The 15115-nt window shown below is 70.5% G+C and carries 13 protein-coding genes; 9 read left to right on the top strand and 4 right to left on the bottom strand.

Going from position 1 to position 15115, the window contains the following annotated elements; all coding sequences use genetic code 11:
* Positions 1 to 404 precede the first annotated feature (404 nt).
* A complete protein-coding gene (locus V7793_RS02840) occupies positions 405 to 2096 on the top strand; it encodes a hypothetical protein (RefSeq protein ID WP_335581267.1) in 1692 nt (563 codons plus the stop codon).
* A gap of 58 nt (positions 2097 to 2154) precedes the next feature.
* On the opposite strand, the gene V7793_RS02835 is transcribed toward V7793_RS02840, so the two are convergent.
* Entirely contained in the window at positions 2155 to 3135 is a 981-nt protein-coding gene (locus V7793_RS02835; RefSeq protein WP_335581266.1) for an AraC family transcriptional regulator, read from the bottom strand.
* A 133-nt stretch (positions 3136 to 3268) separates the two neighbouring features.
* On the opposite strand from V7793_RS02835, the gene V7793_RS02830 reads away from it, so the two are divergent.
* The 4 genes from V7793_RS02830 to V7793_RS02815 all read left to right on the top strand — a co-directional run bounded on the left by V7793_RS02830 (position 3269) and on the right by V7793_RS02815 (position 8997).
* On the top strand, positions 3269 to 4087 hold the full coding sequence (locus tag V7793_RS02830; protein ID WP_335581265.1) for an NAD(P)H-binding protein: 819 nt from the start codon (positions 3269 to 3271) through the stop codon (positions 4085 to 4087).
* 199 nt (positions 4088 to 4286) lie between these two features.
* Positions 4287 to 5555: an aminotransferase class I/II-fold pyridoxal phosphate-dependent enzyme gene (locus tag V7793_RS02825; RefSeq protein ID WP_335581264.1), complete on the top strand. Its 1269-nt coding sequence runs from the start codon at positions 4287 to 4289 to the stop codon at positions 5553 to 5555.
* A gap of 171 nt (positions 5556 to 5726) precedes the next feature.
* Entirely contained in the window at positions 5727 to 7397 is a 1671-nt protein-coding gene (locus tag V7793_RS02820; RefSeq protein ID WP_335581263.1) for an amidase, read from the top strand.
* A gap of 478 nt (positions 7398 to 7875) precedes the next feature.
* Positions 7876 to 8997 carry an alpha/beta hydrolase gene (locus V7793_RS02815; RefSeq protein WP_335581262.1) on the top strand — a complete coding sequence of 374 codons (1122 nt, stop codon included), beginning with the start codon at positions 7876 to 7878 and terminating at the stop codon, positions 8995 to 8997.
* A gap of 153 nt (positions 8998 to 9150) precedes the next feature.
* Here V7793_RS02815 and V7793_RS02810 read toward each other — a convergent pair whose 3' ends face one another.
* Positions 9151 to 9822: a LysE family translocator gene (locus tag V7793_RS02810; protein WP_335581261.1), complete on the bottom strand. Its 672-nt coding sequence runs from the start codon at positions 9820 to 9822 to the stop codon at positions 9151 to 9153.
* An 82-nt stretch (positions 9823 to 9904) separates the two neighbouring features.
* Between V7793_RS02810 and V7793_RS02805 the strand changes: the two genes are divergently transcribed.
* Complete coding sequence (locus tag V7793_RS02805; RefSeq protein WP_335581260.1) at positions 9905 to 10618, top strand: MOSC domain-containing protein; 714 nt, start codon at positions 9905 to 9907, stop codon at positions 10616 to 10618.
* Between the two features lie 161 nt (positions 10619 to 10779).
* Positions 10780 to 11814 (top strand): MerR family transcriptional regulator, encoded by a 1035-nt coding sequence (locus tag V7793_RS02800; protein ID WP_335581259.1) that lies wholly within the window; start codon positions 10780 to 10782, stop codon positions 11812 to 11814.
* A 35-nt stretch (positions 11815 to 11849) separates the two neighbouring features.
* Here the strand turns inward: V7793_RS02800 and V7793_RS02795 are convergent, their stop codons facing one another.
* Positions 11850 to 12041, bottom strand: a complete 192-nt coding sequence (locus tag V7793_RS02795) for a DUF1272 domain-containing protein (protein WP_335581258.1) — start codon at positions 12039 to 12041, stop codon at positions 11850 to 11852.
* Positions 12042 to 12259: 218 nt separating this feature from the next.
* Positions 12260 to 12595: an antibiotic biosynthesis monooxygenase family protein gene (locus V7793_RS02790; protein WP_335581257.1), complete on the bottom strand. Its 336-nt coding sequence runs from the start codon at positions 12593 to 12595 to the stop codon at positions 12260 to 12262.
* A 51-nt stretch (positions 12596 to 12646) separates the two neighbouring features.
* On the opposite strand from V7793_RS02790, the gene V7793_RS02785 reads away from it, so the two are divergent.
* Together V7793_RS02785 and V7793_RS02780 are read left to right on the top strand one after the other, a co-directional pair.
* The gene (locus V7793_RS02785; protein ID WP_335581256.1) at positions 12647 to 14344 is read left to right on the top strand and encodes a recombinase family protein; all 1698 of its coding nucleotides are present in this window, start codon (positions 12647 to 12649) and stop codon (positions 14342 to 14344) included.
* Between the two features lie 478 nt (positions 14345 to 14822).
* Positions 14823 to 15074: a hypothetical protein gene (locus V7793_RS02780; RefSeq protein ID WP_335581255.1), complete on the top strand. Its 252-nt coding sequence runs from the start codon at positions 14823 to 14825 to the stop codon at positions 15072 to 15074.
* Positions 15075 to 15115: the final 41 nt, after the last annotated feature.

The raw sequence follows: 15115 nt of genomic DNA, 5'->3' as shown, positions 1-15115 counted from the left end.
ATCCTAAAGCGCGGGAATCAAGGCCGGAGAGCCCGACCGCGGCCCGCGTCGGCGGGGCGAACCCACGCTGTCCCGCCGGGCTGTCGGGCTGTCGGACGCCAGCGCTGCGGCCGCGTCCCCGGCCGTGGCGTGGGCCCGGCTCGGCAGACTCCTGGCCCGGGCCGCCCGCATCGACTCGCGTTGCGGCGGCCGTCGCCCGGAAGTCATAAGGAGACGTGGAGCACAGGAGCGTCGTGCTACCCCTGTGGAGGAGGCTCCGGGAATATGCCTACGCCCCGTCCCACCCCGATGCGCGGCGCCCCCTCCCGGTACCCGTCGTGCCGGAAGGGAAACCTCATGCGCAGCGCACAGCCCGCACGCCGGCAAGGCACTGCATCAGGGAACACCCCGATGACTGGAGGGCCATGGAACCGATGTTACGAGGCGGGGTAAGCAGCCGGTTCGCCGATACGATCAAGGCGAACATCAAGCACTGCACCCGGGAGTACAGGCGGCGCGAGGAAGCAGGCGTCGAACGTCTGGGCGGGGCCGCGAGCGCGTCGCGGCGCGGCACTGTGGAGATCCGCGCGGTAGGTACGCTGACGGGGTCGCCGCGGGAGTTTCCCGAGCCGGACGGGCCCGGGGCCGCCCGGCTCGACGGGCTCGAACAAGCGCTGGCCACCATCGGAGAAACGTTCCCTTGCCTGGGTACCGACGTCGAGATGTGCCGGCTGGCGGGCAGGATGCTGGAGGGTGCCTGGCGCGAGCGGGCGTCGCCCGGCCCGCTTTCCGCGGCAGGCGCCGGACTCCGGACGCAGCACACGCCCTGCTCGTGCGTCCTCTGCTCCCACCTCCCGGAGCCGCCTCGCCGTCATCTGCGCGACTACGCCTGGCGCCGTAGCGACGGCCTGCCGCTCGCCGTGAAGACATGGCCCTACCGGAGGGAGTTCGACTGCGTCCTGACCGGAGGCTGGGTGTGGAACCGGGCCCTGCAGGATGCCGAAACGGGCCTCGGCATGCGGCACCGCTACGAGGACGACATCCTCACCTTCCCCGAGTACAAGCGGGCCGGCATGACGATGGACATCGCCGGCACGGCCCGGTCCGTCGAGGAGGGGCTGGCGGAGGACTTCAGCATCAACGGAGCCCGGGCACTGGTCAGCGGGCTCTTCACCGAATACAAGCGCTGCGTGGACGAGTACTGGATCGGCCGCCACCGGGCGGGTTCGGTCTCGCTCCCGCAGTCCACGCCGCTGGACATGACCACGTACACCATGCTCCAGACCATGGACTGCCTCTGGTGGCACGTACCGCCTGACGACCAGCTCTGGCTGGAGGAGAACCTCACCACCCTGGTCCTCTCGCGCGTCGTGGACGACATGGTGGACGTCAGGGCCGACTCCGTCACCGGTGAGATCAACAACTTCTGGCTCGCCTCCATGCCCCTGCACGACAAGGCGGTCCTGGCGGCGTGCGTCATCGCCCTCAACAAGTACCAGTGCATGCCGGAAGCCCTCGGAGTGCTCTGGAACGTCGAGCTGGTCGGGAACACGGCCGTGTGGATGGCCCTGAACGGCCGCCACGCCCTGTGGTTCGACGGGATCACCGGCGGCCGCATGCCCGCGGCGGAGGACTGCGTGCTCTGCCGGCTCCAGCCGAACCCCTGCACCGGGCTGCTCACCTCGGGCGTGACCCTGCGGGTGGGCGAGCGGTTCGGTGTCCGGCAGCTCGGCCCGCGGGCGACGGAACTCTCGGCCCGCTGCCGGAGCGTCCACCCCGAGGCGTGGGAGACGTTCCATGCCGAACTCGGGGCGTTCGAGGCCCTGCACGGCGAATGGCACGGCGACACGGACACCACCTGGGAGATCCTGCGCCGCACCTACGTGGCGGGCGTGCTCGCCTGCCTCGCGGACGGCGAGGGCGCGCGGGACGTCCAGGACGCCTCGGGGCCCCTGGGGGCGGACTTGTTCCACACCCTGAGCCTGGGCGGAGCGCCGGGCTGGCGGGAGAACACCGCGCTCCTCGTCTACATGTTCGGGTGTGCGCACCCGCACTTCTTGTGGAACACGCTCGGCCATGCGTGCACCTCGATGGGCGGTGACTGGCTGGACGGCTGAGGGAGCAATGCGGGTACGACCGGGGCGGGTTGGACCTGCCCCCCAAGGGGCCGCGCTCTTAAGGGCGCGGCCCCCCGGCGCGGTGGTCGGACGGGCTGATGCCGCGTACGCGTTTGAAGGCCGCGCTGAACGCGAAGCCGTCCGCGTACCCGACCTCCTTGGCCACTGCCGTGACCGTGGCTCCGGGCGTGCGCAGCCGGTCGGCGGCCAGGGTCATGCGCCAGTCGGTGAGGTAGGTCAGGGGAGGCCTGCCGACGAGGGCCGAGAAGCGGCGGGCGAACGCGGTACGGGACATGCCCGCCTCGTCCGCGAGCGAGGCGACCGTCCAGGGACGGGCCGGCTCCTCGTGCAGCCTGCGCAGGACGTGCCCGATGCCGGGGTCGGCGAGGGCCCGGTAGCCGGGGGGCGGGGTGGCGCCCGGGTGAGCGAACCACGTGCGCAGGGCCCGTACGAGCAGCAGGTCCAGGAAGCGGTCCAGGACGACCTGCTGGCCCGGCTCGTCGTGCTCGACCTCGGCGGTGATCAGGTCGAGGAGTGCGGACAGCCCCGTATCCGGGCGCACGATCGCGACCGGGGGCAGGGCGTCGAGCAGCGGCCGGCTCAGGTCGCCCCCGACCCTGTATCCGGCGGTGACCAGGAGGTCGGTCCCGCTGTCCGCCGCGTCGCCGACGGTGCGGCCGGTCACCCGCCAATTGCGCCCCGGATCTGCCGGATCCCCTGCCGGATTTCCTGTTGGATCCACCGGGTCGCCGACGAGGGTGCAGCGGTCGTCACCGTCGACGAGTACGCGCGGCCTGCTGTCCGGCCGGTCCGCCACCGTGTAGGGCGTGCGCGCCTGCACGAGGGCGATGCCGCCCCGCGGCAGCTCGACCGGGTCGCCCGCGTCGGGCACGAGCCACGCGTCACCGCGCAGCATCGCGCTGAGCGTGAGCGGCGCGGGCTCCGTGAACCGCATCCCCCAGGGCGGGACGCTCACCGTGCTGCAGAACACCGCCCCGCGTGCCCTGACCCCGGAGAGATAGTCGTCAAGAAGATCCACACCGGAACGATACGAGGCGGAACGATACGAGGCGGTACGAGACGAGAGGGACCGAGGTCGCTGGAACGATCACGCATGGATCCGGTCGTATCAACCATGGAGCGTTCCGTTCAGCCCGTATTGACTGACGGACATGACACAGATTCTCGTGCTCGGCGCCACCGGCAAGACCGGCAGCCGCGTCGTCCCCCGCCTCAAGGCCCTCGGTCACACCGTCCGTTCCGCTTCCCGCTCGTCGGCACTCCGTTTCGACTGGACCGACCGGTCCACCTGGGACGCGGCCCTGGCCGGCGCGGAGTCCGTGTACTTCGTCCCGACCGAAACGCTCGGCCTGCCCGAGCGCGCCGAGCTGGTGGACCGCGCGAAGGCAGCCGGCGTCCGCCGCATCGTCCAGCTGTCGGTGCGCGGCCTCGACGCCGACGGCGGTGTACCGGAGACGGAGGCCGCGGTCCGGGAGTCGGGGCTCGAGTGGACGATGCTGCGCCCCTGCTGGTTCTCGCAGGACTTCGCCGCCCCGGACTTCTTCCTGCCGTCGGTCCTCGCCGGCGCGCTCACGACCCCCGCCGGGGACGGACGCGAACCGTTCATCGACGTGGAGGACATCGCTGATGTGGCGGTGGCCGCCCTCACCGGCGACGGCCACGCGGAGAAGGCCTACGACCTGTCCGGACCCCGGGCACTCACCTTCGGCGAGGCCCTCGCCGTCATCGGCGACGCCGTGGGACGCGAGTTGCGCCACCGCCACCAGAACCCGGACGCCTACGTCGCCGCCCAGGTCGCGGCCGGCCTCCCCGTCGCCGACGCCGAAGCCATCGCCTCCTTCCTGGACGGCATACGCCGGGGCGAGGACGACTACGTCAGCACCGGTGTGCAGGAGGCCCTCGGCCGCGCTCCGCGGTCCTTCGAGGAGTACGTGAGGGCGACAGCACCGACGGGCGTGTGGAACGCCTGATCACACGGACGGACCGTGACCGGCTCCCTCGCATACGGCGAGGAGCCGGTCCGCCGGTCCGCCGGTCCGCCGGTCCGCCGTACGGCGACGCCGCCCGCCCCGTGCCCGCCCCCTGCCCCGCCCCGCGCCGGTTTGTATTCTCGGGCAGGCGATCTCATCGACAGGCAGTCGACGACCGGCACCCGCGAGAGGAAACACCATGACCACCGAGCTGAGCCCCGACGCCCTGACCGGGCTCCTCGACCAGGCCCGCCGGGACTACCAGGACCTCGCGGGACGAGGCCTGTCGCTCGACCTCACCCGGGGCAAGCCGGCCCCCGAGCAGCTCGACCTCTCCGAGGACCTGCTGAGCCTGCCCGGCGGGCGCCACACCTCCGCCGACGGCACGGACGTGCGCAACTACGGCGGGCTCCAGGGGCTGCCCGAGCTCCGGGAGATCTTCGCCGGGGCGCTCCAGGTGCCGGCCGCCCAGCTCCTCGCGGCCGGGAACTCCAGCCTTGAGCTGATGCACGACTGCCTGGTGCACGCCCTGCTGAGCGTGCTGCCGGGCGCCGAGTCGCGCTGGGTGGAGCAGGAGCGGATCGCGTTCCTGTGCCCGGTCCCCGGCTACGACCGGCACTTCGCGCTCTGCGAGCGGTTCGGGATCGACATGATCCCGGTGCCGATGACCGCCGAGGGCCCGGACATGGACGTCGTCGAGCGGCTCGTCGCCGAGGACCCGGCGGTCAAGGGCATCTGGTGCGTACCGAAGTACAGCAACCCCGACGGCGTCTGCTACAGCGGCACGACCGTGGCACGGCTGGCCTCGATGACCACCGCCGCGCCCGACTTCCGGATCTTCTGGGACAACGCCTACGCCGTCCACCACCTCACCGACGAGCCCGTCGGGATTGCCGACCTGCTCGCCGCCTGCGCCGAGGCCGGGAACCCGGACCGGACGTTCGTGTTCGGCTCCACCTCGAAGATCACCGCGGCGGGCGCGGGCGTCGCCTTCTTCGGCTCGTCGCCCGCGAACGTGCAGTGGCTGCTCGGCAACAACGCCAAGCGGTCGATCGGCCCCGACAAGGTTAACCAGCTGCGCCACGTGATGTTCCTGCAGGACGCCGAAGGTCTGCAGGCCCACATGGAGCGCCAGCGCGCCCTGCTGCAGCCCAAGTTCGAGGCGGTCGCGCGGATCCTGGACGCCGAGCTCGGCGGCACCGGCCTTGCGACCTGGACCTCGCCCAAGGGCGGCTACTTCGTGACCCTCGAAGTGCAGGACGGCTGCGCCAAGGAGGTCGTACGCCGTGCCGCCGAGGCGGGCATCGTGCTCACCCCGGCCGGCGCCACGCACCCCTACGGCGACGACCCGCGCGACGCTGTCATCCGTATCGCACCCAGCTACCCCGGCCTCGCCGAGTTGGAGCAGGCTATCGCCGGCCTCACCGTCTGCGTCCGGCTCGTGGGGTACGAGCAGCGCGTCCGCTAGCGTCCGCCAGCGGGCGCAGGCCGGGTGCCTCGCCCCGTCGACCCGTACCGGAGCCGCCCGCCTCGCCGCGGGCGGCCCGGTCCGGTCCGGCTCAGCACAGACGGGCCGTGGCACGCGTAAGCGTTGCGGCACCCTTGCGCCGGGCCGTCCGCGTGTAGTCGGCTGAGGCCCATGAGGCAGAGAAGCGTCGCCACGCTCATTGCCGTCGTGGCCATGGGCTCCCTTTTCACAGGCCTGCCAGGCGTACCGGGCTTGCCAGGCGCACCGATTCCAGGCGCGCGAGCCGCCGAATCCGGCGCCGGCGGCCCGGCGTCGCCGACCGGTGCGCACCATCCGCCGGGGCCGGGCGTCGATCTCGACACGGTGACGATCCCGCAGTTGCAGGCTCGTATGGCGGACGGATCGCTGACTGCGGCGGCCCTGACCGCCGCCTACCTGCGGCGGATCGAGACCGTCGATCCCAAGATCAATGCGGTGCTGCGCACCGACCCGACCGCCCTGCGGCAGGCGGCCGCCAGTGACGCCAGGCGCCGGAACGGCGGCGTCCGGGGCCCGCTCGACGGCATTCCCGTCCTGCTCAAGGACAACGTGAACACCCGCGATATGCCGACGACGGCCGGTTCGCTGGCGCTGGCCGGGAGCCCGCCCCGCACGGACGCGGCCCTGGTGACGCGCCTGCGCGAGGCGGGGGCGGTGATCCTCGGGAAGACCAACCTGTCCGAGTGGGCGAACTTCCGTGCCACGAGGCCGACATCGGGCTGGTCGGCGGTGGGCGGGCAGACCAGCAACCCCTACGTCCTGGACAGGAATCCGTGCGGGTCGTCCGCCGGTTCGGCGGCCGCGCTCGCCGCGTCGTTGGCGCAGGTGGCGATCGGCACCGAGACGGACGGCTCCATCGTGTGCCCGGCCGGGATGAACGGGGTCGTCGGCCACAAGCCCAGCCTCGGGCTGGTCAGCGGGGACGGTGTGGTGCCGATCTCCGCCGAGCAGGACACCGCGGGGCCCATGGCGCGCAACGTCATCGATGCGGCGCTCACCCTTGCGGTGCTCCGCGGCGACGGCACCACGCGCCCCGGCGCCCACGGCGTGCCCGATGCTCTCGGCGGCCTTCCCCTCCCGGACGAGCTGAGGCACCCGCGGCCCGGCAGCCTGCGCGGCAAACGGATCGGCCTGTGGCGGCTGTCCTCGCTCGGGCCGGAGGTGGATGCCTTGATGACCCGTACGGCGGACGAACTCCGCAGCGCGGGGGCCGAGGTCGTGCCGGTGACGCCCCCGTACCAGGAGCGACTCGCCCAGCTCGAGTTCCCGGCGCTGCTGAGCGAGTTCCACCGGGACATCGACGCCTACCTCGTCACACGCAACGGGCCCCGCAACCTCGCCGAGCTGATCGAGTTCAACCGCACCCACCCCGCGGAGCGGACGTGCTTCGCCGGCCAGGAGCTCTTCGAGCAGGCCCTCGCCGCGCCCCCCACCACCGATCCGGGGTACCGGGCCATGCGCGCCGAGCTGAAGGACCTTTCCCGGCGTTCCCTGGACGAGACCATGGCCGCCCACCGGCTGGACGCCATCGCCGCGCCGACGAACCCGCCCGCCTGGACGACCGACTGCGGGCGCGGCGACAACGATGTGATCCCCTCCTCCACCCCCGCGGCCGTCGCCGGGTACCCGTCGCTGTCGGTGCCCGCAGGGTTCGTGGGCGAGCTCCCCGTCGGCCTCCTCCTGATGGCCGGTGACCACCAGGACGCCAAGCTGCTGTCGCTGGGGGCCGCGGTGGAACACCGCCTGAAGGCCTGGCGGGCGCCGCGATACCTGCCGACGGTGGGCGCCGGCACCTCTGGCTGAACGGACGACCTGGCGGTCCGGCGGCCGCCGCGCCGGACCTCCAGGCCGAAGGAGGCCTGATCCGCGGGCTCAGAGCCGGGCGAGGCCGAAGAAGCTCGCCGGGAGCGGCCACCCGGTGCCGTGGCCGGGCAAGCAGCCCGCCGGGTTCGCCGAGGCCCTGGCCACGGTCGGCAGCCTGCACCGCGCCGGGGTGCCGGTCCTGGCCGGTGCCCCTGCGCGTGGACGAGGCCCACCTCGACGGAATCGTCGCCGTCGCGCACGCGGGCATCACCGCGGGCGCTGTCACCTGGCACCCGGGCGCCCGAGGTGCGGGGCGAGGCATTTACGATCTCCGGTGGGTCGTGGAGGCCGGGCGCTCGCGAGAGCGACGCAGGTCATAGCCACGAACGGAACCGGTGGAAGGCTTTGCCCCTCCACATGGGCGGAAACACATGGTCATGTCCTTCGGGGCAGCAGCAGGAATGTCCGGAGTGACGTGATGACGCAAGCGAACAGCGGGATCTATCAGGCAGAGGGGTACGTCCGCGCGCGTCGCGCCAAGCGATGGACCATCGTGCTGGTGTCCCTGGCCGTCGTCGGGCTGATAGCCGCCGGCGTGCTCAAATACCTCAAAATCGGCCCGTTCTCCGACAAGGGGGCCCCGGTCAGCTTCGGCCAGGAGCAGGCCGCAGGCGGCGGCAGTGGCAGCGGCGGCGGTCAGGCCGGCGGCGCGAACGGCGCGCAGAAGCCGGACTCCAAGATCCTGATGCCGACCGGACCCGCTGCCGACTTCAAGAATTCCGAGACCCTCGGTGACGGCACGCACATCGCCGTCACCACACTGGAGGGCAAGAAGTCCGGTTTCACGGGCAAGGTGTGGGTCTGGGCACCCAAGGAGTACAAGGACCCGAAGTTCAAGGACCACGGCTTCCCGGTCCTGATCGCCCTGCCCGGCGGCCCCGGTTTCCCGAACAACTACTGGATGGGCACCAACCTCAAGCTCCAGTCGTCGATCACCAAGTGGCACGCCGAGGGCAAGAGCAAGCCGTTCCTCCTGGCCATGCCGGTCCTCAACCCCAAGAACAACGGTACGTACTGGGATGGAAGTGACATTCCGGGCCAGCCGAAGATGGGCACCTGGCTGACCGAGGACGTCCCGGAGCTGATGAAGGCCAACTTCCGCACGATCAAGTCGCGCGACGGCTGGGCGTTCATGGGCTCCTCCTCCGGCGGCTTCGCCGGAATGAAGGCCGTGCTGAAGCACCCGGACAAGTTCAAGGCCGCGATCGCCTCCGGCCCGGACTTCTTCCCCGACTCCCCGCTGTGGAAGGGCCACGACAAGGAGCGGGACGAGAACGACCCCAAGCTGCTCGCGAAGGACCTGATCGCCCGGAAGGGCCCGGACGTCTACATCGCCTTCCAGTACGGCACGCGCGAGGACCCCATCACCATCAACGGGGTCAAGAACTTCGTGGCGCAGTACGGGAACGGCCCCGTGCACACCTCGGTCAAGGAGATCCCGGGCGGCAAGCACGACGCCGCCACGTACGTCCCGAGCATGGGCCAGGGGCCGATCCAGTTCATCAGCGAGCAGCTGTCGGACCCCGTTCCGGCATTCTGAGGTCCTGCGCCGTTCCTGCGTACTGAGCGGACCCTTCCGCTGTCCATCGCCTCGGCCCCGGCCGGTTGCTCGTTGCTTGAGCGGCCGGCCGGGGCCGAGGCGGTTCTGCAGGAGACGGAGCGGTGGAGCGGCGGAGCGGCGGAGTGATGCCGCTCAGTCGCCGAGGGCGAGGCGGACGCCGAAGCCGGCGATGACCGTGCCGCTGATCCGGTCCAGGATCCGCCGCGCCGAGGGCCGCCGCAGGCTGGTGCGGAGCGCCCGGGCGAATGCGATCAGCACGCCCGACCAGAGGGTCGCGAGCAGGATGTGCACGCCGGCCAGCATCGTGCCGGCCATCAGGTGCGAGACTCCGGCCGGGATGAACTGCGGCAGGACGGCCACGTAGAAGGCGCCCATCTTGGGGTTGAGCAGGTTGGTCACGGTGCCCCGGCGCCAGCCGCCCCGGAAGCTGTCCCCGGCGTCCGGCTTGCCCGGCGCGCCCGCGGCGTCGGGGAGGGTGTCGGGGGAGTCGGAGCCGGCGCCGGCGGCCTGCCGGCGCAGGGCCGGTATGAGGATCCGGCCTCCCATCCACACCAGATACGCGGCTCCCGCCCAGCGGAGTATCGCGTAGGCGAGGTGGGAAGCGGTCAGTACGGCGGTGATGCCGAGCGCGCTGAGCACTCCCCAGAGGAGGGTTCCCGTCTGGATGCCGAGGACCACACCCCAGACGCGTCTGTGGTGCCCCACGGCGGCGGTGCGCAGGATGAGGGCGGTGTCGAGGCCGGGCGTGAGGGTGAGGAGTCCGACGATCAGTGCGAAGGACCCCAGCGCGGAGACGGTGATCATGAATGGTCACTGTACCGCCGGAGTCGCCAACTCCCCATTTCCTGCCCGAAGTCGGGCAGGAAGCTCTTGTATCGTCTGTCGAATGACAATTGCGGTGGGGATCATCGAGCGCATTTGGCGCTATCCGATCAAATCGACGGGCGGTGAGCGGCTGCGGCGAGCGGACGTCGACGTGCGGGGCCTGGCGGGCGACCGCCTGTTCGCGGTACGCGACGGGGAGGGCCGGTTCGGCTCGGGAAAGAACACCCGGCGCTTTCGCCGCATGCCCGGCCTGCTCCGGCTGCGCGCCCGCTACCCGGACGGACCGGAGGAACGGCCCGAGCTGCTGGACCCGCGGGGTGCGCCCGTTCCGGAGCCGACCGCTTACCTCCGCCGGTACCTCGGCCGGAACGACATCGAACTGGTCCGCGAAGAAACGGTCTCCCACTTCGACCAGCTCCCGCTCAGCATCCTGACCACCGCCACCCTCGACTGGGTACGCTCGGCCGTTCCCGGCGTCCCGGTCGACGAGCGGCGCTTCCGCCCGAACCTCCTGGTCCGTACGCCTCCGGGCACCCCGCCCTTCGTGGAGGACGAGTGGTTCGGGCGCAAGGCACGGATCGGCGACGGCCTCTGCGTGGAGTTCGTGCGCTCCAGCGAACGGTGCGTGATGACCAACGAGGCCCAGCAGGACCTCCCGCATTCCGCGCTGATCCTGCGGGCAATCGCGAAGGCGCACGACGCGCGGCTGGACGCCCTGGCGACGGTCGTCGCGCCCGGCCGGGTGGATGCCGGGGACGCCGTCACTCTCATCTGACGAGGGTCGCAGCGTCTCCCGTCGGTGCCCGGGCGCGGATTGACCTTGCCCCCGAGGGCAAGGTTTAGCGTTCTGCCAGGTCGAGGCCGAAGCGGAGACCGAGAGCGAGGCCGAGAGCGAGGCCGAGAGCGAGGACGGGGTCTGAATGAAGGGCACGCGGCATGCGAATCGGTGAGCTGGCCCGCCGCGCGGGGGTGACGGCCAAGGCGGTGCGCTACTACGAAGCGCTGGGGCTGCTCATCCCCCGGCGGCTGGCCAACGGCTACCGGGACTACGGCGAGAACGACGTACGACTCGCGCAGGAGATCCGGGCGCTCAGAAGCCTCGGGATCCCGGCGGAGCGCACTCGGCCGTTCCTGGACTGTCTCGAAGCCGGCCGCCGGCACGCCGACGACTGCCCGGCCTCACTGGCCGGATACCGGGACGCCATCGACGAGCTCACCGAGCGGATCGAGGCGCTCACCACCCGGAGGGCGGCGCTGATCTCGCACCTCCAGGAGGCGGCTCACCGGAACAGCAGCGTCGCCCCGGTCCACGCGAACCACCCACCCGGCCAGGCCGGTCAAGCCGACCACCCCGACCCGGCCCACGAAGCACGGGGCCTGAGCGAAGACCTGACGGAGGACCCGATGAACCACTACTTGAGCCTGCCCGCCGACCTGCCCGTCCCCGAGGACGACGGTGCGGCGGGCCATCTGCCCGGCATGAAGGCGCCGTCCACGGCCTTTGCGGGTACGGCCGGCGAGACGATCCGCATCGACGCGCTCGGCGCGGGCCGAACGGTGATCTACGTCTACCCGCTCACCGGCCGCCCGGGCACCGACCTGCCCGAAGGCTGGGACTCGATCCCCGGCGCGCGCGGCTGCACCCCCGAGTCGTGCGGCTTCCGCGACCACCACCAGGACCTGCTGGCCGCCGGAGCAGCCGGTGTGTTCGGGCTGTCCAGCCAGGACACCGACTACCAGCGTGAGGTGGTCGAGCGCCTCGACCTGCCGTTCCAGATGCTGTCCGACCCCATGCTGGACCTGGCGGAGACGCTCCGCCTGCCCACGTTCGAGATCAGCGGAATGACGCTCTACAGGAGGCTGACGCTGATCATCCGTGACGGCGTGATCGAGCACGCCTTCTATCCGGTCTTCCCGCCGAACGAGCATGCGGAGCAGGTCCTGACCTGGCTACGGGACAACCCTCTGTAGCCCTGCGCAACGAGTGTCCGGTCTTTCCGGTGCGGTCAATCGGTAGGGGACGACACGCGGCGGGGACGCGCTACGAGCTCGCCGCCGCAGTTGGGGCAGACGTTCTGCATGGTGTCGCTGCAGGGCACGCAGAACGTGCACTCGTGCGAACAGATGCGGGCGGGCGCGTCCTGCGGCAGGGGCGTGGTCTCACACCGTTCGCAGAGGTTGCGCATCTCCAAAGACATGACTCTCCTGGCGGGTTCGGGCATCCGCCGCCTGGTCGCCCGGCACCGGATGGAAGGGATTCGGATGCCCATCCTCGGCGCAGTGATCTTGGCCGGAAAGCTTCGGCAGGGCCAGCTTTACGCAAGATCCGGCCACTGGGAGCCGTGAGTCCCGGACGCGGCCAAAGCGCCGGCCGGCCGGGACTCCCTGTCGGTGACCGGTCGCCGACCCGCTGGGGTCAGGCGTCCTTCGCCTTGGGCGCGGTCTGCTGAACGACCTCGAAGGACCACAGGGTGGACCCGGACGCGGCAGGCTTCTGCTTGGGGGCGCCGTCGCCGCCGCCCTGGTGCGCGGTCTTCATCGGCCCCTCCATCCACGCCTTGAAGTCCTCCTCGCTGCGCCAGCGGGTGTAGACGAGGTAGGTGTCCGTCCCCTCGACGGGGCGGAGGAGTTCGAACCACTCGAAGCCGTCGGAGCTCTCGACGGAGCCGGCGCGGGCCGCGAAGCGCTGCTCCAGGACCTCTCGCTGCTCGGAGGGGACGTTCAGCACGTTGATCTTTACCACGCTAGGCACATGACACCTCTCACACGCAGAGCGCCTGAGTGGCGCCCTAATCTTGACCACGTGCGTGCAGTCTCCTACATCCGCCAGTCCAAGAGACGGGAGGATGACTCCCAGGCGTCCCCCATAGCGCAGCGAGAGCGTTGTTCCTCGCTCGTCGCCTCAAAGGGCTGGGACGACGCTGGCCACTTCGAGGACGTGGGGAAGTCGGGCTGGGACCCGGGCGTCCACCGTCCCGGGTTCGAAGAGATGATGGCCGCCGTCCGTGGCGGTCACGTGGACGCCGTGGTCGTCTTCTCGCTGTCCCGGCTCACCCGGCGTGGCGCGCTGGAGGCCATGAAGATCATCGACGAGCTGGAGCGCCACGGCGTGCGCTTGGTCTCGGTGGAGGAGCCCTACCTGGATACCTCCACTCCGGTGGGTGTGGGCATCCTGGCGATCATCGCTGGACTCGCGCAGCAGGAGTCGGACCTGAAGTCCGCGTACATCACCTCCACGAAAGACACGCTGCGGCGGGCGGGTAGCCACGTGTCCGGCATTGCACCCTTCGGCTTCCGGGCCGAGCGCGAGTCCCGGGGGGACCTAACCGTGGTGCGTCTGGTCCCGGACCCGGTGGAGGCTCCGGTGGTGCGAGACATGGTCTCGTGGATCGGGGACGGGCTCACTGCCTCCGCTGTGTCCAAGCGCCTGAACGAATTCGGCGTGCCGACGAAGACGGCTGGTCTGGGTGAGGCCGGGGCCAAGCGCATAGCGGCGCGGAGGGGCCGAGGCTCCTCCGAGGCGATGGAGCGGACTGGGTGGACCTCGTCCACCGTTATTCGCGTCCTCCGTGATCCGCGTCTGGCCGGATACGCGATGGAGTGGCAGGGCCGCGAGCAGAAGACCACCGACGTGGACGGCAACGTGATCCCGGGGAAGGCCGGGAAGCGCGTGATTCTCCGCGATGACGAAGGGCGGCCGATCGAGTCGCACGAGGCGATCATTCCGGCCGATGAGTGGTGGAAGCTCCAGGACATCTTGGACGGCCGAACGAAGACCGTCATACGGTCCGGACGCCGGGTGCCCACGCTCCTGGCAGGACACGGTCTTCTTTTCTGCGACGAGTGCGGCTCGGTCATGGTCTGTGACAAGCGTTCGGAAAAGCTCTACTACAAGTGCAACCGAGCGGGTGGTGTCGTCCCCGGCCATGGGGGTCTGGTGATCAGCATGACCGATGCGGACAACGAGGTGGCCCGCCGGGTTTGGGTGCGGCTCACCGCCATGGACCCGTCTGACGAGGACGACCGGGAGTGGCTGGCGGAAGCGGCCCACAGGTTCGCAAACCAGCGGGACACGTCTCAGCGGGAGGCGGAGCGCGCGGCGACGCGGGCGGAGTTGGAGCATGTGCGGGAAGCTCTCCGCACCCTCTACCAGGACCGCCAGGAAGGGCTGTACGCGGGCGAAGTGGGCACGAAGATGTTCCGGGAGTCTGTGGAGCGCTTGACTGCCCATGAGAAGCGCACGGCCGCTCGTCTGGCGGAGCTCGACGCGGCGGCGGGGACCGTCATCGAGATCCCGGCGGAGTGGACGTCATCGAGGCGAGACCCGATAGGGGAGGGGACGCCCTGGGCTGGGTGGGACCTGGAGGAGCGCCGTGAGTTCCTGGGCTTGTTCATCGACTCGGTGAGGATCACCAAGGCCGTGGGCCGGGGCCGTAATGCGAACACGCGAGACCGCGTGCTCATCAAGTGGGCTGAGAGCCCGCAGAAGGATGCCGCGTAGCTAGCGACACGCTGTGGCTGATGGGCCCGCTCTCCTCTGGAGGGCGGGCTCTTTGGCGTTGAGAAGGCGAGTGAGAGGCAGCTCACACAAGGTGGGGTCGGCCCGCCAGGGGACCGACCCTCTCTTACGTTGTGTGTCAGTCACGCGAACTGTCCGTGAGGGAGTGGGGTCTCAGGGGGCAAGAAAAGTGCCCTGCGCTAGTTCTTCTCCATACACGTACATAAGAAAGAAGGGCCCCAGGGCACTTTTGTTGCCCCCAGAGAACTGGCCGGGATCTGGCGGAGCGGCCAGCCCTGGCCCGAGTGTCACGGTCCCCAGTTTAAGTAAATAGGCAACCGCATACTTCGGGCGGTCTGTCATCCCGGCGGCGCCGGGAGCGCGTACACCGCGCGAATCAAACGGCCACCCAGCCTCGTGTTCCGGTCTCCGGATCACGGGGCTTTGTCATACCCGAATTCAGAAGCCCATGGAGGGCCCCGTGATCCTTGACCGAATCAATCTGATGCGCCGCCTTGTCGCTGCTCTTGGTGATGCGCTCTTCCTGGCGCACGAGGCCGGGGCGCAGGACCACGTCCTGGAGTTCCGTGCGCTGCGTATCGCTGCGTCTCGGGACCTCGGCGAGATCACCCGCAACGCCTTCACTAACGGCGGCATCTCGGAGGCGGAGGCCCAGGCCGCCATGCGCCCGATCTACTCGGCGCAGAACGAGATGAGCCACAGCGGTGTCTGACGTGTCCCCCACGGCCACGAGCGGGGATCAGACGGCCCCAG

This window comes from Streptomyces sp. KLMMK, assembly GCF_036961605.1.
GTDB classification, from domain to species: domain Bacteria; phylum Actinomycetota; class Actinomycetes; order Streptomycetales; family Streptomycetaceae; genus Streptomyces; species Streptomyces telluris.
This window is presented reverse-complemented; position numbering and strand designations above follow the sequence as displayed.

What these genes read in the sequence shown, in the direction of transcription:
- V7793_RS02840 (WP_335581267.1), top strand. Translation starts at nt 405, where the DNA reads ATGGAACCGATGTTACGAGGCGGGGTAAGCAGCCGGTTCGCCGATACG.
- V7793_RS02830 (WP_335581265.1), top strand. Translation starts at nt 3,269, where the DNA reads ATGACACAGATTCTCGTGCTCGGCGCCACCGGCAAGACCGGCAGCCGC.
- V7793_RS02825 (WP_335581264.1), top strand. Translation starts at nt 4,287, where the DNA reads ATGACCACCGAGCTGAGCCCCGACGCCCTGACCGGGCTCCTCGACCAG.
- V7793_RS02820 (WP_335581263.1), top strand. Translation starts at nt 5,727, where the DNA reads ATGAGGCAGAGAAGCGTCGCCACGCTCATTGCCGTCGTGGCCATGGGC.
- V7793_RS02815 (WP_335581262.1), top strand. Translation starts at nt 7,876, where the DNA reads ATGACGCAAGCGAACAGCGGGATCTATCAGGCAGAGGGGTACGTCCGC.
- V7793_RS02810 (WP_335581261.1), bottom strand. Translation starts at nt 9,822, where the DNA reads ATGATCACCGTCTCCGCGCTGGGGTCCTTCGCACTGATCGTCGGACTC.
- V7793_RS02805 (WP_335581260.1), top strand. Translation starts at nt 9,905, where the DNA reads ATGACAATTGCGGTGGGGATCATCGAGCGCATTTGGCGCTATCCGATC.
- V7793_RS02800 (WP_335581259.1), top strand. Translation starts at nt 10,780, where the DNA reads ATGCGAATCGGTGAGCTGGCCCGCCGCGCGGGGGTGACGGCCAAGGCG.
- V7793_RS02795 (WP_335581258.1), bottom strand. Translation starts at nt 12,041, where the DNA reads ATGTCTTTGGAGATGCGCAACCTCTGCGAACGGTGTGAGACCACGCCC.